This window comes from Agrobacterium sp. V1, from assembly GCF_030518355.1.
Taxonomy (GTDB): domain Bacteria; phylum Pseudomonadota; class Alphaproteobacteria; order Rhizobiales; family Rhizobiaceae; genus Agrobacterium; species Agrobacterium cucumeris.
This window is the reverse complement of sequence record NZ_JAULSF010000002.1, coordinates 1,887,591-1,903,314: the sequence shown is the minus strand read 5'-3', so window position 1 is coordinate 1,903,314 and position 15,724 is coordinate 1,887,591. Positions and strand designations below refer to the sequence as shown.

Here is a 15,724-nt window from a genome sequence, read left to right as displayed (position 1 = left end):
TCCGTTCGCCCTTCCATCTCCAGACGAAGATGAATTGGAGTTTACCCGTGAATATTATGGCAAATGGTCCCGCCACCGCACCGGATCAGAAAACCCGTTTGAAATCCATTATCGGCGGATCGGCGGGCAATCTTGTCGAATGGTACGACTGGTACGTCTATTCGGCCTTCACCCTTTATTTCGCGCCGGTGTTCTTCCCTTCCGGAAACCAGACCGCCGAACTGTTGAGCGCTGCCGCCGTTTTCGCCGTCGGATTTCTGATGCGGCCCATCGGGGCCTGGTTCATGGGCACCTATGCCGACCGCAAGGGCCGCAAGGCCGGCCTGACCTTGTCCGTTACGCTGATGTGTCTCGGCTCCCTGCTGATCGCCATTACACCCGGCCATGAGACGATCGGCATTGCCGCGCCTGCCATTCTGGTTTTCGCCCGCCTTCTGCAGGGCATCAGCGTCGGCGGCGAATATGGCGCCAGCGCTACCTATCTCAGTGAAATGGCCGGCAAGAGCCGTCGCGGCTTCTTCTCCAGCTTCCAGTATGTAACGCTGATCTCCGGCCAGCTTCTGGCGCTGGCGGTGCTTCTGGTGCTGCAGCGGATGCTGACGCCGACACAGCTTGGCGAGTGGGGCTGGCGCATTCCCTTCTTCATCGGCGGCATTCTGGCGATTGCGGTATTTTATATCCGTCGTGGCCTTGCCGAAACGCAATCTTTCGAAAATGCCAAGGCGGGCGACGCCGACAAGCCGAAATCCAGCGGATGGGCGCTTTTCAAGCACTATCCGCGGGAAGCGTTGATGGTCATGGCGCTGACATCAGGCGGCACGCTCGCCTTCTACGCCTACACCACCTATCTGCAGAAATTCCTCGTCAACACCTCCGGTTTCAGCAAGGAAAGTGCGACTGAAATTACTACGGCGGCGCTTTTCGTCTTCATGTTGTGCCAGCCGCTTGCCGGTGCGCTGTCCGACAAGGTCGGCCGCAAACCGCTGATGGTGGGGTTCGGCATTCTCGGCACGCTGTTTACCTACCTCATCTTCACCACGCTGGCGACGACGACCGATCCGATCATGGCTTTCGCCCTCGTTCTGGTCGGCCTGCTGATCGTTACCGGCTACACCTCCATCAATGCGGTGGTGAAGGCGGAAATGTTCCCCGCCCATATCCGCGCGCTCGGCGTGGCGCTGCCCTATGCGCTGGCGAATACCATTTTTGGTGGAACGGCGGAGTTCGTGGCTTTGAAGTTCAAGCAGATCGGCCATGAAAACTGGTTCTTCTGGTATGTAACGGTCATGATTGCGCTGTCGCTGGTGGTCTATGTGAAGATGCGCGATACGCGCGATCACAGCCACATCCACGAGGATTGAGCGGTACATCCAGACATAAAAGCCCCGTCCTTTTGGCGGGGCTTTTTGTTTTAAGTGCCTTCAGGCGGCTTCGACAGGCAGAACTACGCGCGCCTCGAAACCGTCTTGCCGGCCGGGTGCGGGTGAAGAAAGCAGCAATTCGCCGCCGGTCTGTTCCACCAGGCTTTTGACGATCGCAAGGCCAAGCCCGGTGCCATCCGCCTTGGTTGGACCTCGGGCAAAACGGGTCGTCAGTTTGGGCAGCAGCGCCCCGTCGATTGCCGGTCCGGAATTGATGATGCGGATCGTGCCGTCCTGTTCCGCCAAAATCTGCACCGGGCTTCCCGCCGGGCTGTGGATCAGGGCATTTTCGAGAAGGTTGCGCACGATGATGCCGAAGGCGTCCGCGCCTATCCTGCAGGGCAGTCCGTCCTCGCAGTGATTGGTGAAGCGGATGCGGGATTTGCCTATCGCCGTTCTCACCATGTCGTCGATGACGAGTTCGAGAACGGGGATGACATCATTTGCCGTATCGGTCACGCCGATCCTTGCTTCGGCCCGTGACATCTGCAGCAGCTTTTCGGCGAGATGGCCCAAATGTTGCAGGGATTTCTCGATATTCTCGACGCGCGGCGCAAGTTCCGGCGGAATATCGGCATGCAGTCGCTGCGCCTGCGCCAGTGCGCCGGCAATTGGCGTGCGCAATTCGTGGGCGCTGTTGGCGGTGAATTCCCGCTCCGCCTCGATTGCTGATCGCAGCCGTCCAAGCAGCAGATTGACCGAGCGGGCGATGGGATGCAGTTCGCCGGGAAAAGGCTGCGTTTCGAGCGGCGCAAGATTGCCGCCATCCTTTTTGCCGATCTCGTCGCGCAGGGTCTGTATCGGTTGCAGGGTCCTGCGCACCACCACGATCACTGCAAAGATGCTGGCGGGAATGAGGATGAGTACGGGCAAAAGCAGCGCACTCCCCGCTTCCTCGATCGCCTCGCGCCGGTTGGCGAAGGCATCGGCGACCTGCAGGAAATAATTGCCGTCCGGCGTTGCAACCGTGTAGATGCGCTGTGTCGCGGTTTCGGAAAAACCGGGATCGAGTGAGACTTCGAAAGGCTCCGTCGAACTATCATGCGAATGCAGCACGACCTGTCCTTCGCGGTCGCGCACCTGATAGGTCAGATATTCCGCACCTTCCGCCGAAGGGTTGAGCTTGCGCGAGGCGGGGGCCGTGTTGTTTTCCCTGAGATCGTCGGCCAGAAGCGGCAGCAGCCTTTCGGCCGTCTCCTGCACGCCGGCATCGAAAATCTCGGCAAATTCGTCCTGCATCACCATGACGCCGAGCCCGCAGGCGAGGAGCCAGGATATGGCGACGACGCTGGTCAGCGCCGTCACGAGCTTGCGGGTCATGCTGGTCGGTCTGGCCATCTCTGCCTACTTGTTATTTACTTGCTAGCCGTCTGGCTCACTTGATCGTGTAGCCGACGCCGCGCACGGTCTCCACGCGGTCATGGCCGATTTTCTTGCGCAGCCGGCTGATATAGACCTCGACCGTGTTGCTTTCTATTTCCGCGCCGAATTCGTAAAGCGTGTCGTGCAACTGGGCTTTGGAGACGACGGCGCCGGGATGTTCAACCAGCTTTTCAAGCACGGCCCATTCGCGGGCGCTGAGTGTCTGTGCCGTTCCATCGACCGTGATATTGCGCGCCACCTGGTTGATCTCGATGCCGGGCAGGCGAATGACGGGCGCCGAGCGGCCCTCGTAACGGCGCGAGACCGCCAGCATGCGCGCAGAAAGCTCATCGAGGTCGAAAGGCTTGACCAGATAGTCATCCGCGCCGGCGTTCAGCCCGGCAATCCGGTCGGAAACCTGATCATGTGCCGTTAGGATGATCACCGGTGTGGCGTCGTCGCGCTTGCGCAGCGCTTGCAGAAGGGTGATGCCTTCGCCATCCGGCAGGCGCATGTCGAGCAGGATCAGGCCATAGGCCATGGTCAGCGTTGCCGCCATGGCGTCGTCCAGCGTCTTGAACCAGTCAACAGCATGGCCGGCCGCTGCGACATGGTCTCGCAACGCTTCACCTAAAACATGATCGTCTTCAACAAGCAGAACCCGCAAGACAGCTCCCTTTATCGCGTCGTCCTGCGTATCGCTTTCACGGGATAAGCGTCAAGCACTGTTCGTTCAGCTGCTCTGGCGCTGGGTGCAGCCGCCGAAGACGTCCAGCGAGGGATCGTAGACGGAAGTGGAGACGTTCATCATGCCAAGGATGCTGTGGAAATAATTGTCGTGGGAGCGTCCACCCTCTGCAGCACTTTTCGCAAGGCAGGCCCGGTTAAGCCCCATGGACTTGGCGAAATCATCGTCGAACCAGACCAGAAACGGCACATGGGTCTGCTGGTCAGGGGCAAGCAGGTAGGGTGCGCCATGCAGGTAGACACCGTTCTCGCCAAGCGATTCGCCGTGGTCGGAGGCATAGATCATGCCGGTCGCCAGCCTGTCGGAGCGTGCTTTCAGCTTGTCGATCACGGTCGAGAGGAAGTGGTCGGTGTAGAGAAGCGTGTTGTCATAGGAATTGACGATCTCGGCATCGCTGCAATTGCCAAGCTCGGCTGTGCGGCAATCCGGTGTGAATTTGCGGAATTCGTCGGTGTAGCGCAGATAATAGGTCGGCCCGTGGCTACCCATCTGGTGCAGCACGATGACGCTATCCTTCGTGACGTTGTTGAGCCAGGCGTCGAGCTTGTCGAAAAAGATGTCGTCGCGGCATTCTCCGCCGGTGCAGAAGCGGCTGTCATTGGTGGAAGGCAGGTCGAAATAGGGGATACGGTCGGCGACATTCTTGCTGCCGGTGTTGTTGTCCAGCCATGTTGCGCTGACACCGGCGTGGACGAGGACGTCCATGACGTTTTCATTCGCGAGCGCCTTGCTATGGCTATATTGCGAACGCGGGAATTTCGAGAACATGCAGGGAATGGACATCGCCGTCGCGGTGCCGCAGCTGGTCGTGTTGGGGAAATAGATCACGTCGCGCTTGGCCAGTTCCGGATTGGTGTCGCGCCCATAGCCGTTCAGGGAAAAATTCGCGGCGCGAGCGGTCTCGCCCGCAACGATGACGGTGATGCGTGGCTTATGGACACCTCCAGCGGCGGGAAGAACCTTCGCATCCCTGCCGATTGGGCTGACCTGTATTTCGGCTTCCTGACCGGCCTGCGTGAAATAATGGACGGCGGACATCATCGGCGACAACGGGTTGACGCTTTTGACGATATCCTTGTGCTGCCGGATGGCGGTCGTGAATGTCTTTGAATTCGCAAAGCTGATGATGCCGACGATGCCGAGGCACACCAGGATGCTGATGGTGTTCCACAAAAGCTTATCGAGGATTGGCCGATGCCGGATGCGGATGGCGGCGATGACGATGGACGGCACCAGTCCGTAAATCGCCATGTGCCAGACAAAGCCGGGAGTAATCAGATTGCCCGCTTCCGCCTGCGTGGTTTCCATGGCGTTGCGGATCATGTCGCTGTCGATGACAACGCCGTAACGGTCCATGAACCAGGAGGCGGCAGCCGCTGCGAATATGACGAAGACCAGAAACGGCTTGATGAGATATTTGGCGGAAAAAATGGTGATGAGGGCGCCAAAAAGCGCCGCCATGGCGACATAAAGCGCAACGATGGCAACCGGATAAGCGGAAAGATAGGTGTGAACCTTCGACCAGAATGTCTGGTTCATGAAAAACAGCAGATAAGCCGCCGTCAGCAGGCTGAGCGGCACGCTGCCGATTTCCGGACGATACGATTCAACGCCTGTCGCTTTCGCGGTAAAAAGAGCCAATGCCAGGTCCACCAGATTTCAAATGTGCCGGCGGTGGCGGAAAACGAGCGAAACACCCCGTTCACGCCGCCGCATGGGCCGATGGATGGCGGATGCGTTATTTAGCTGACATCAACCTGAAAGCTCTGTCATGAAAGTGTCATATCAAGGCGTGGGTGCTTTCAGATCGATGGCTGGGCCTTGGCGTTGCGTCACCTAGCTCAGTCCGATTATCCCCGTTGCGGTGGTGCGGGTTGCAAATACGCGTGTTGCCCGGACCGGCAAAAGGCTGCCCGCGGAAAGGTTCTGGAAAGTGACGGTCGTTCCGGAAAGCAGGGTGAGGGAAAGCTGCCCGCCATTGCCGACATAAATGGCACGCGTGGGCGAAGGAAGTGGATTAGTATCGTCGGGCACGATGTCGAAACCGTGGGATGCCGGTGATTCCAGGCCGGCGGTGTAGTGTTCGTAAGTCTCAGCCATTGCTGTCTCCCGTAAATCAAAATCTGCCGTGATTATGCGGCGGATCTGGGTAGCGGGAATAAGCGGGCACGATTTATCTGCGGCGGGTTTTTCGTCTCGCATGCGGTTTTCCCGAATGACGGGTATTTTCCGTGCAATCTCCGGCGTTTGGCTTCACAGGCCTTGTCGCCATTCCCGTCGGGCAATCCGACGTGGCGGATTTTGCGTTCACATCAGGGAGTACGCCGCTGCCAGAGGTGAGTGCTTTCTGCCTTAGCTGCGTGTGTGGAGAATGAAGGCTCTCACTGCCGGAGAAGCTTCCGTTTTTCGATGGGCGATGGCGAGATCAGAGGTGGTGGAGCTTGCGGCAAGCGGCACATAACGTACGCCGGGCAACCTCAGGCAATCGAGTGAGCGTGGCACCAATGCCACGCCGAGACCAATGGCCACCATGCTGGCAATGGTGGTGTAGTCCCGGCCTTCCGGGCTGATCGTCGGCTGGAACCCGGCCTCGTTGCAGGCTTTTATCGTATTGTAATGAAAGCCGACATCCGGCGGCTGTCGCGGGGTGATGAAGGTTTCCCCTGTAAGGTTCTTCAGATCGACCTGCAGCGCAAAGGCCAGGGGATGATTTTCCGGCAGCGCCGCCATCAGCGGTTCGCGCAGAACCACCTGGGTGGCGACCCCTTCCGGAATGGGCGCCGGTGGGCGGATGAAGGCGAAATCCAGATTGCCGTCGGCGATCTTGGCCAGTTGCAGCCGCATCTCCATTTCGATGAGTTGCAGTTCCACATCGGGATGGGAAGCGCGGAAACTGGCGATGAACTTTATCAGCAGGCCGGAATAGGCGGCGGACGCTACATAACCGATGGAGATGCGGCCGGTCTCACCGCGATCCACACGTTTGAGGGCCGCAAGCGTTGCCTCGGCGTTGGCAAGGATTTTCCGGGCATCCTCATAGAGCAGCTGGCCGGGCGTGGTCAGCTTTACCGACCGGCGTGTCCGGTCGAGCAGCGGCATGCCGACAATATCCTCAAGCGCCATGATCTGCTGGCTCAAACCCGGCTGGGCAATGCCGAGGCGGGCGGCGGCGCGCTCGAAATTGCGCTCATCCACCAGCGTGGTGAAATAGCGCAGGTGGCGCAGCTCGAATGTGTCCGCCCGGCTTGCCGGCTTCCTGCCCATCATTGCGGCCTTTCGCAGTAGATTTGAATAATTCCAAGCTATTATCGATCGGGTTTTTCATAATCAATAGTTCTGAAAAAAACCGGCCGGGCTTATTGGATCACAATCTACACCTTGCGTAATAAGATGACTTAAATTCTCCAGAAAAATATCCGTTAATGACGGTGCGGGTTATAAAGGGTCTTGGCGTGCAGGGAAAAACCAAACACATTTCCATTCTGGCCGGCGGCTGCGCCGCCATTGCCTATGTGGCGTTTTTATCCTCAGGCGCTGCCCTTGCTCAAGAAGCCGGGACGACGGTGCTCCAGACCATCACCCTGGAAGGCGCGAAAAAACAGGACCCCAAGGCTCCCGTGAAGGGTTATGTGGCGAAAACCAGCGCCAGTGCCACCAAGACCGGCCGATCCCTGATCGAGACGCCGCAATCGGTCTCCGTCATCACCCGGGATCAGATGGATGCGCAGAATGTCCGCAATCTCAGCGAGGCGCTGAATTATGTGCCTGGTGTCGTCGCGCAGCCGTCAGGCTCCGATCCGCGTTTTGATGCGCCGCGAATTCGCGGCTTCGCCGGAAACCAGCTGCAGTTCCTCAATGGTCTCCGGCTGATGCGCACGGCCGGCGCACCCTCCTATGAGGTCTATGGTTTGGAGCGGGTGGAGGTCATTCGCGGGCCGGCCTCGGTGCTTTATGGTCAGGGTAATCCCGGTGGACTCATCAATCTCGTCAGCAAGCGGCCGACCTTCGAGCGTTTCGGTGAAGTGGGCGCGCAGATCGGCAGCTTCGATTATTACCAATCGATGTTCGATATTGGTGGTCCGGTGGCGGATAGCGACAGCTTCGCCTATCGGCTGACCGGTCTTGCCCGCAATGCCCATGCCCAGACCGACAATCTGCAGAACGATCGTTATTTCATTGCGCCGGCTCTCACATGGCAGCCGGACGAGGATACGAAGCTGACGGTTCTTGCGTCCTATCAGCACGATAATCCAAGTTCACCTTCCGGCCTGCCGCCGGCGCTGACGTATTCGCGGCCTGGCAACATGCTGGACCGCAGTTTTTATGTCGGCGATCCGTCCTTTGATACGTCGAACCGTAAATTCACCAATATCGGCTATGAATTCGAGCATCGTTTCGACGATACTTTCACCTTCCGGCAAAATGCACGTTATTCCAATTTCGACTGGTCCTACCGGGCGCTCGGCATGTCTTCAACCAGCGGCGGCATGATCGGCAATCTCATCCGCCGGAACGCGACATTGCAGGACGAGCTGCTGAATACCTTCAATATCGACAACAGCCTGCAGGCGGATTTTTCAACCGGGCCGGTGGATCACACCCTGCTTGTCGGGCTGGATTATCGTTATTTCGATAACAACGTCAAAACCGAATTCTGGGCCGCGACGCCGCTCAATCCCGTCAACCCGGTCTATGGCGGGCCGATCAGCCTGACCTCGCGCACGCTTTATGCCGATGTGAAGACGGATATCTCGCAGATCGGCCTTTATGCACAGGACGAGATGGCGATTGAGAACTGGCGCATCACTGCTGGCCTTCGGCAGGACTGGGCGAGTACCGGTGGCACGACCTTCAACGGCACGACCTATCGTGCACTCGACAAGGACGACCACAAGCTCACCGGTCGCGTCGGCGTCAGCTATCTCTTCGATGGTGGCATCGCACCCTATGTCAGCTATGCCACGTCCTTCGAACCGGTGCCGCAGCCGGCTGTCGGTGATGCGCCGAAGCCGACCACCGGCGAGCAATGGGAAGCCGGTATCAAATACCAGCCCGAAGGTTTCGACGGTTTTTTCTCCGCGGCGATCTATGATCTGAAGCAGAAGAATGTGACGACGACGGTGGGCGGCGTGACGCAGCAGATGGACGAGGCGCACGTGAAAGGCCTCGAACTTGAAGGCGTTGCAAGCATTGCCGACGGGCTCGATCTGCGTGCGGCCTATACCTACATGGACAGCGAAGTGGCGGGCCGCGTCAACAACGGCAGGGAACTGGACAATGCACCACAGCATGCCGCGAGCCTGTGGCTCGACTATACATTCGCGGAGGATACGGCGCTTGAAGGCTTCGGTATCGGCGGCGGCGTCCGTTATGTCGGAAAGCGTTATGGCGATGCGGCCAATACCTTCGAGATGAAGGGTCTCGCTTTGCTCGATCTCGGTGTGCATTACGAGAAGAACGGCTATCGCGCTTCGCTCCTCGTGCAAAACTTGACTGATAAAGAATATATTTCTAGTTGCTCCACTTTCGGATGCTATTACGGTGACGGAAGAACGGTTATGGGCAAGCTGACCTATCGTTGGTGAAGCCATATCAAGTGAAGCAGCAGGGGCATGACGCGCAAGGATCTATGGATGTCCCCCCTTTGGGGGCGGCGGGAATTTTTAGGCCTGCTCGCCGCTTCGGCTCTTGCAGGCAAGGCGCGGGCGGCGGTGACGCCCCGCATCGCCGCAATCGACTGGGCCATGCTCGAAACCTCCGTGGCGCTCGGCGTCATGCCGGTGGCGGCAACCGAACTCATCCAGTTCAGGGTTGGTGCGGTCGAGCCGGAAATCCCTGAGAGCGTCGTTGATCTTGGTCTGCGCGGCGCACCGAATTTCGAGCTACTGCAATTGACGCGGCCGGATCTCATTCTGATCTCGCCTTTCTACACGCGCTACACCGGCAGGCTGGAAGCGATTGCGCCGGTCTTCTCGCTGCCTTTTTACGTGAAGGGCGAGCCGCCTTTCGGAAAGGCGCTTGCGGCAGTGTCGGCTCTTGGCGAGAAGCTCGGCCGGGCTGATGAGGCGCGCAGGGTTTTGAGCGAAACGGACGCGGCGCTGCAAGCCATGCGCACCCGCCTTGCCGGTTTTTCCGCGCGGCCGACCTATGTGATCAATATTGGTGACGCCCGGCATTTTCGTGCGTTTGGTGCGGACAGCATGTTCGGGGATGTGCTTGGTCGGCTGGGGCTCGCCAATGCCTGGGTGGATCGTTCGCAATTCACTTTCGCAGCGCCGGTGCCGCTGGAAAATCTCGCCGCGTCGCTGGAGGCGCGTATCGTCATCGTCTCCGATATTCCGGTGGAAGCCCGCGAGAGCCTGCGCAACAGCGCCATCTGGCGGGCCCTTCCGGCCGTGCGGGAAAACCGCGTGGTCATGCTTGGCAATATCGGTCCCTATGGCGGCATCACCGCCGGCATGCGTTTTGCGCGGCTTCTGACCGAGGCTTTGACGACGCAGGGAGAAGCCCTGTGACGGCGCGGCCTCTCCAGCTTTTCTGCGGGCTTCTGTTCGTGCTGGCCTGCGGGCTTTCGCTGCATGCCGGCCTGCAACGGCTAACTTTCAGCGCATGGCCCGGCCTGCCATTCGATGCCGCCAAGCTGTCGATGGATCAGGTGATTTTCGCCTTCAGCCTGATGCCGCGTGCAGCTGTCGCCATTCTGGCGGGTGCGATGCTCGGCCTGTCCGGTGCGCTTCTCCAGCAATTGCTGCGCAATCCGATTGCCGACCCTTCGACGCTCGGCATTTCCGCCGGTGCGCAGCTGGCTATCGTCATCGCCACCCTGTTCTTTCCCTCGGTGCTGGATGGCAACCGCGCCTTTGTGGCACTCACGGGCGCTGCCGCTGCCGCCGGCATTGTCTTCCTTCTCGGCTGGCGGCGGTCCTTCGAGCCGGTGACCATGGTGGTATCTGGGCTGCTGGTTGGCATCACTGCCGCCTCCGTTTCGGCGGCGCTGACGCTGGCGCAGGGCGAATATCTGATGTCGCTTGTCGTCTGGAACGGCGGCTCGCTCAGCCAGCAGGACTGGTCGAATGCCTTCTCTCTCGGCTTCCAGCTCCTCGCCGGCCTTGTGCTGACCGGTTTGCTGATAAGGCCATTGACGGTTCTCGGTCTTGGCGATGCCGGTGCGCGATCGCTCGGCGTATCGCTGTTTTCGATCAGGCTGGCGGTCGCGGCCGTTGCAGTTGCGCTTGCCGCCTTCGTTGCTGCCGCGGTCGGCCTCGTCAGTTTCATCGGCCTTGCCGCACCGGCGCTCACCCGGGCACTCGGCGTGCGGCGGTCATCCGCAGTGCTCATGGTTTCGCCACTGCTGGGCGGGCTGCTACTCTGGTTCTGCGATGGTCTCATTCAGCTTCTGGCGAGCACAACCGCCGAAGTTTTCCCCACGGGCGCGGTGACGGCGCTGATCGGCGGACCGCTGCTTCTGTGGCTGTTGCCGAAAATCCGACCGACCGATGTCCACCGCAGCGAAGGCGGCGATGTTGCGGCAAGACGCCGGCTTGCCGCACTGCTGCCGGTGCTCGTCATCATGGCTGTGCTGATCTTTGCAGCGCTGGCCATTGGCAAAGGCCCGGATGGCTGGACGGTGCTGGGTGCCGGTGACCTGCAAAGCCTTCTGCCGTTCCGCTGGCCGCGGCTGGTGGCGGCCATCGCTGCCGGCGGTCTGCTGGCCATGGCGGGTGCGCTTCTCCAAAGGCTGACCGGCAATCCCATGGCAAGCCCGGAGGTAATCGGCGTCAGCGGCGGCGCAGGCCTCGGTTTTGCCGCCGCCATCACGATTTTTCCGGCGGCAGGCCTCTTTGAATTGTTCGCGGGTGCCGGCATCGGCTCGGCGGCGGTCATGACCCTCGTGCTGTTCTTTGCGGTGCGCCGATATCTGGCGCCGGAAAAAATACTGCTTGCGGGTATTGCCGTCAGTTCGCTTTGCTCGGCGGTGCTTTCGGCCCTGCTTGCCATTGGCGACCAGCGCGCGTGGCAGATTCTTGCCTGGCTCAGCGGTTCGGGTTCCACGGCCACGCCCGCTTCGGCGATATTTCTTGCCGTGCTTTCCGTCGTTCTGCTTTCGGGTGCATTGTCGGTGACGCGCTGGCTGACAATCCTGCCGCTCGGCCGGGATGTGCCGCTTTCCCTCGGGCTGCCGCTCAGTCTCGCACGCATTGCCGTCATTGCGGTGGCCGGCATCGCCACCGGTGCGGCCTCGCTGCTTGTCGGTCCCTTGAGTTTCGTCGGGCTGATGGCGCCGCATATCGCGCTTCGCGCTGGCTTCACCACGCCGCGCGACCATCTGCTCGCTTCATTCCTTTTCGGAGCGGTACTGATGGCGCTTTCCGATCTCGGGGCGCGAACGGTCACCTTCCCCTATGAGCTGCCGCTTGGGCTTTTTGCGGCACTGGCCGGTGCGCCTTACCTGATCTGGCTTTCAGGCAGGCGCCAATGATGTGTCTGGGCATTTACGGAGATAAGAACCATGGGTGAGGCAGCGCTTGCCGCCGGCTACGACGATACCCCGCTTTTTTCATTGGATGGGGTGACGATGGAGGTGCCCGGCCGAACATTGCTGCAGCCGCTGACGGCAAGTTTCGCGACCGGCAAGACAATCGGCCTGATCGGCCATAATGGTTCGGGAAAATCGACTTTGCTCAAGATTCTGGCGCGGATCCAGGAGCCAACCGCGGGGAAAGTGTCGTTTGAGGGAAAGGCGCTGGGTGACTGGGGCAATCGGGAGTTTGCGCGAAAACTCGCCTATCTGCCGCAATATACGCCGGCCGCCTCCGGCATGCTCGCCAAGGAGCTGGTGGCGCTCGGTCGTTATCCCTGGCATGGCGCGCTTGGCCAGTTTACCAGGGCGGATCAGGAGAAGGTGGATGAGGCCATCGAGCTGACCGACACCGTGGCCTTCCGCGACCGGCTTGTGGACACGCTTTCCGGTGGCGAGCGCCAGCGCGTATGGCTTGCCATGCTGGTGGCCCAGAATGCCGAAAGCCTGCTGCTGGACGAACCGATATCGGCGCTTGATCTCGCACATCAGATCGAAGTGTTGTCGCTGGTACAGAGACTGTCGCGCGAAAAGGGTCTCGGCGTCATCGTGGTGCTGCACGATGTCAACATGGCGGCACGCTTTTGTGACGAGATCGTCGCCCTGCATTCCGGCAATCTGATTGAAAGAGGAACCCCGCAGGAGATCATGACGCCAGAGGCGCTGAAGCGGATTTATGAGGTGCGCATGGACGTCATGACGCATGCCGCCACCGGCTTGCCGGTCGCGCTGCCGCTTTGAGTTTGTTGCAGCAAAACAACGCCTGAAAGCGCTTGTTGTTGACAGTCATTTTCAACGCATTTTCCGCCCTAACAATGTCTTAATGGCATCCTACCGCCATTAGACATTGTTAACCGCTTTCCTTTCCTTGCATCCAATTAAGTTGTTTTGGATCGATTTCAGGGAACAAACGTTAACAGTGCGGAATTCAATATCCGGAGAGGGCAAGAAGGGCTGCTGCGGGTAGGACTAAAACAGGAGAAAATAAGATGAAAAAGGCTGTTGCCGTAACTTTTGCCGCATTGACGATGGGCCTCGGTGGGGCTGCATCCGCACTGGCTGCCGACCTTGCGAGATATGAGCCCGCTCCGCAGGAGCAGGACGACCGCAACGGCGTCAAGATCGGTTATCTGAGCTGCGATATCGGTGGTGGTGTTGGTTATGTTCTCGGTTCCGCCAAGGAACTGGACTGCACCTTCCAGTCCACGATGGGCGCACGCCGCACCGACCATTATACCGGCGCCATCCGCAAGATGGGCGTTGACCTCGGCTTCACCACACAGGGCCGTCTGGTCTGGGCCGTTTTCGCCCCGACCGCCGGTTACCACCGTGGTTCGCTCGGCGGCCTTTATCAGGGCGCAACGGCTGAAGTGACCGTTGGTCTTGGCGTTGGTACGAACATCCTCGTTGGCGGCACCTCCGGCTCCATCCAGCTGCAGACGGTCAGCGTGACGGGCCAGGTTGGTCTCAACCTTGCTGCCACCGGCACCTCGGTTACGCTGACGGCCATGAACTGACTGGCAAATCGCCCGGTGCTTTGACCGGGCATTCTGTCGCATGTCAAAACGCGCCCTCTTCGTTGTCAGACGGAGAGGGCGTTGTATTATCTGGGTCATGATTTCCGTATTCAGATATATTGCGGCAGCGACCGTGTTTTCCCTCCTCGCGGCGAGCGCCTTTGCCGAAGGCGATGCGGCGCATGGGGAAAAGGTTTTCAGCCGCTGTTCCACCTGCCACAGTGCCGATACGCCGCGCACCCGCATGGGTCCGCATCTGATGGGTGTGGTCGGCAGGCCGATGGCTTCGGTGGCCGATTACGGCCATTATTCGCAGGCGTTGAAGGATGCCGGCGCGGCTGGCCGGGTCTGGACGGAAGACGAACTGCAGAAGTTCATTGCCAGCCCGAAGAAGGCGATCCCGGGAAATGCGATGCGCTTTTTCGGGCTGTGGAGCGAAACCGATATAACGGACCTGATCGCCTATCTGAAAACGCATCCCCTGCCGCAATAATCGTCAGAGCGGTGCTTCCGCGATTATCTCTTCCGCCTCTTCGAAGGTCATCGCCATGACCTTCGCGCCGATCTCGAAGCCGAAGCCATTGCGGGCGAAGGCGGAAAACTCCTTGCCTTTTCGTTTCTCGTCGAGTTCGACACGGCGAAACGGCCCGAAGGCGCGCTTGCGCGCGAAGATGATGGCGGCGACCAGATCGTTGGTCTCCTGCAACGCGGCTGTTGCCGTTTCCCGGGCGATGCCCTTGATCTGAAGTTTCTGCGCCAGCCCACGTTTCGATTTGCCGCTGCGCTGGCCGCTTCGCACGGCAATTTCCGCATAGGCCGTATCATCAAGCGCCTTGATGCCGTAGGCAAAGGTCACGGCAAAGTCGCCGAGCGCCTTTACCTGCGCCGGGCTGATCTCTTCGAATTTTTCCCGTGCCTTGCGCATGATGGCATCGCGCAGCTGCCTTTCCGTCATCATCCGCTGTTCCAGCCGGTAGAGGGCGGAATTGCGCGCCCAGGACAGCATTCGGCTGGTGGGTTCAACGGCCTGCGCTTCGCCGTCGAACTCCATGTCATCAGTCAGGAAGGGGCTGGAATCGTCACTCATGCCGCATTTATAACGCGACAAAGCCGTCTTGCCAGTTCCTTCGCGGTCTGAATTCTACGCTTTCAGCGTCTCAGGGTGTCTGCGCTCCGGTTGCGGCCACATACACCGAATAGAGTGATTTCGTCGCGGTGATGAACAGCCGGTTCTTTTTCGGGCCGCCAAAGGTGAGGTTTGCAACCGTCTGCGGCACCTTGATCTTGCCGATAAGCGCGCCATCGGGCGCAAAGCAGTGAACGCCATCACCGGCGCTGGTCCAGAGATTGCCGGCCGTATCCAGACGGAATCCGTCCGGCAGGCCATTGTCGAGATTGCAGAATTCCCGGCCATTGGTGAGCTTTACGCCGTCCACCACGTCGAAGACGCGAATATGGCGGGGGCGGGAGACATCGTGGCTGTAGGAGCTGTCGGCGATATAGAGTTTCGTTTCATCCGGCGAGAAGGCAAGGCCGTTCGGCTGCATGAAGTCATCGATGGCGATGTCGATCTTTCCGGTTGCGGGATCGAGCCGGTAGACATTGCGCGTCTTCTGCTCCGGCTCGGCCTTGTAGCCCTCGTAGTCTGAGAGAATGCCGTAGGTGGGATCGGTGAACCAGATGCTGCCATCGGACTTGACCACCACGTCATTGGGCGAATTGAGCCGCTTGCCGCCATAGCTGTCGGCGAGAACCGTAATCGACCCGTCGACTTCGGTGCGGGTAACGCGGCGGCCGCCATGTTCGCAGGAAACCAGTCGTCCCTCCCGGTCCCGTGTGTTGCCGTTGGTGAAGTTGGAGGGGTGGCGGAACACCGAGATGCCGCCATCCGGCACCCAGCGCAGCATGCGCTGATTGGGAATGTCGCTGAATAGCAGGCAGTTCAGATCGGCGAACCACACAGGGCCTTCGGCCCAGCGGCAGCCGGAATAAAGCTCTTCCAGCTCGGCATTGCCGACGATCAGATGGCGGAAGCGGTCGTCGTGGATTTCGTAAGGGGAGGTGTTGTCTGTGGTCATGAGCGTGGTCCGCTTGTGGG

At 59.7% G+C, this 15,724-nt stretch carries 14 protein-coding genes; 7 read left to right on the top strand and 7 right to left on the bottom strand.

Features of this window, described 5'->3' with window-relative positions; all coding sequences use genetic code 11:
- The first annotated feature begins 56 nt into the window (after nucleotides 1–56).
- The gene (locus QSV77_RS22530) at nucleotides 57–1,361 is read left to right on the top strand and encodes an MFS transporter (protein WP_302735293.1); all 1,305 of its coding nucleotides are present in this window, start codon (nucleotides 57–59) and stop codon (nucleotides 1,359–1,361) included.
- 60 nt (nucleotides 1,362–1,421) lie between these two features.
- Here QSV77_RS22530 and QSV77_RS22525 read toward each other — a convergent pair whose 3' ends face one another.
- The 5 genes from QSV77_RS22525 to QSV77_RS22505 all read right to left on the bottom strand — a co-directional run bounded on the left by QSV77_RS22525 (nucleotide 1,422) and on the right by QSV77_RS22505 (nucleotide 6,798).
- Entirely contained in the window at nucleotides 1,422–2,759 is a 1,338-nt protein-coding gene (locus tag QSV77_RS22525) for a HAMP domain-containing sensor histidine kinase (protein ID WP_302735113.1), read from the bottom strand.
- A gap of 37 nt (nucleotides 2,760–2,796) precedes the next feature.
- Complete coding sequence (locus QSV77_RS22520) at nucleotides 2,797–3,450, bottom strand: response regulator transcription factor (protein ID WP_142842513.1); 654 nt, start codon at nucleotides 3,448–3,450, stop codon at nucleotides 2,797–2,799.
- Nucleotides 3,451–3,516: 66 nt separating this feature from the next.
- Nucleotides 3,517–5,184, bottom strand: coding sequence for a phosphoethanolamine transferase (locus tag QSV77_RS22515; RefSeq protein ID WP_142842512.1), 1,668 nt, complete (start codon nucleotides 5,182–5,184; stop codon nucleotides 3,517–3,519).
- Nucleotides 5,185–5,367: 183 nt separating this feature from the next.
- Complete coding sequence (locus QSV77_RS22510) at nucleotides 5,368–5,631, bottom strand: hypothetical protein (protein WP_302735112.1); 264 nt, start codon at nucleotides 5,629–5,631, stop codon at nucleotides 5,368–5,370.
- Between the two features lie 252 nt (nucleotides 5,632–5,883).
- On the bottom strand, nucleotides 5,884–6,798 hold the full coding sequence (locus QSV77_RS22505) for a LysR family transcriptional regulator (RefSeq protein ID WP_302735111.1): 915 nt from the start codon (nucleotides 6,796–6,798) through the stop codon (nucleotides 5,884–5,886).
- A gap of 155 nt (nucleotides 6,799–6,953) precedes the next feature.
- Between QSV77_RS22505 and QSV77_RS22500 the strand changes: the two genes are divergently transcribed.
- From QSV77_RS22500 to QSV77_RS22475, 6 genes are all read left to right on the top strand, one after another.
- Nucleotides 6,954–9,116 carry a TonB-dependent siderophore receptor gene (locus QSV77_RS22500; RefSeq protein WP_302735110.1) on the top strand — a complete coding sequence of 721 codons (2,163 nt, stop codon included), beginning with the start codon at nucleotides 6,954–6,956 and terminating at the stop codon, nucleotides 9,114–9,116.
- 27 nt (nucleotides 9,117–9,143) lie between these two features.
- Nucleotides 9,144–10,046: an iron-siderophore ABC transporter substrate-binding protein gene (locus QSV77_RS22495; protein WP_302735109.1), complete on the top strand. Its 903-nt coding sequence runs from the start codon at nucleotides 9,144–9,146 to the stop codon at nucleotides 10,044–10,046.
- Nucleotides 10,043–12,010, top strand: a complete 1,968-nt coding sequence (gene fhuB / locus QSV77_RS22490; protein WP_302735108.1) for a Fe(3+)-hydroxamate ABC transporter permease FhuB — start codon at nucleotides 10,043–10,045, stop codon at nucleotides 12,008–12,010. The genes QSV77_RS22495 and fhuB overlap by 4 nt, the downstream gene beginning before the upstream one ends.
- 30 nt (nucleotides 12,011–12,040) lie before the next feature.
- Nucleotides 12,041–12,850, top strand: coding sequence for an ATP-binding cassette domain-containing protein (locus QSV77_RS22485; protein ID WP_302735107.1), 810 nt, complete (start codon nucleotides 12,041–12,043; stop codon nucleotides 12,848–12,850).
- A gap of 248 nt (nucleotides 12,851–13,098) precedes the next feature.
- Entirely contained in the window at nucleotides 13,099–13,626 is a 528-nt protein-coding gene (locus QSV77_RS22480) for a DUF992 domain-containing protein (RefSeq protein ID WP_142842507.1), read from the top strand.
- Nucleotides 13,627–13,723: 97 nt separating this feature from the next.
- Entirely contained in the window at nucleotides 13,724–14,119 is a 396-nt protein-coding gene (locus tag QSV77_RS22475; protein ID WP_302735106.1) for a cytochrome c family protein, read from the top strand.
- Nucleotides 14,120–14,122: 3 nt separating this feature from the next.
- On the opposite strand, the gene recX is transcribed toward QSV77_RS22475, so the two are convergent.
- Both recX and QSV77_RS22465 read right to left on the bottom strand, forming a co-directional pair.
- Nucleotides 14,123–14,713 carry a recombination regulator RecX gene (gene recX, locus QSV77_RS22470; RefSeq protein ID WP_110759016.1) on the bottom strand — a complete coding sequence of 197 codons (591 nt, stop codon included), beginning with the start codon at nucleotides 14,711–14,713 and terminating at the stop codon, nucleotides 14,123–14,125.
- Nucleotides 14,714–14,783: 70 nt separating this feature from the next.
- Nucleotides 14,784–15,704 (bottom strand): SMP-30/gluconolactonase/LRE family protein, encoded by a 921-nt coding sequence (locus QSV77_RS22465; protein ID WP_302735105.1) that lies wholly within the window; start codon nucleotides 15,702–15,704, stop codon nucleotides 14,784–14,786.
- Between the last annotated feature and the right edge of the window lie 20 nt (nucleotides 15,705–15,724).

Excerpts from the sequence above, each read along its gene's own strand:
- QSV77_RS22530 (WP_302735293.1), top strand. The coding sequence starts at position 57 with ATGGCAAATGGTCCCGCCACCGCACCGGATCAGAAAACCCGTTTGAAA.
- QSV77_RS22525 (WP_302735113.1), bottom strand. The coding sequence starts at position 2,759 with ATGGCCAGACCGACCAGCATGACCCGCAAGCTCGTGACGGCGCTGACC.
- QSV77_RS22510 (WP_302735112.1), bottom strand. The coding sequence starts at position 5,631 with ATGGCTGAGACTTACGAACACTACACCGCCGGCCTGGAATCACCGGCA.
- QSV77_RS22505 (WP_302735111.1), bottom strand. The coding sequence starts at position 6,798 with ATGATGGGCAGGAAGCCGGCAAGCCGGGCGGACACATTCGAGCTGCGC.
- QSV77_RS22500 (WP_302735110.1), top strand. The coding sequence starts at position 6,954 with ATGACGGTGCGGGTTATAAAGGGTCTTGGCGTGCAGGGAAAAACCAAA.
- QSV77_RS22495 (WP_302735109.1), top strand. The coding sequence starts at position 9,144 with ATGACGCGCAAGGATCTATGGATGTCCCCCCTTTGGGGGCGGCGGGAA.
- QSV77_RS22485 (WP_302735107.1), top strand. The coding sequence starts at position 12,041 with ATGGGTGAGGCAGCGCTTGCCGCCGGCTACGACGATACCCCGCTTTTT.
- QSV77_RS22480 (WP_142842507.1), top strand. The coding sequence starts at position 13,099 with ATGAAAAAGGCTGTTGCCGTAACTTTTGCCGCATTGACGATGGGCCTC.
- QSV77_RS22475 (WP_302735106.1), top strand. The coding sequence starts at position 13,724 with ATGATTTCCGTATTCAGATATATTGCGGCAGCGACCGTGTTTTCCCTC.
- recX (WP_110759016.1), bottom strand. The coding sequence starts at position 14,713 with ATGAGTGACGATTCCAGCCCCTTCCTGACTGATGACATGGAGTTCGAC.
- QSV77_RS22465 (WP_302735105.1), bottom strand. The coding sequence starts at position 15,704 with ATGACCACAGACAACACCTCCCCTTACGAAATCCACGACGACCGCTTC.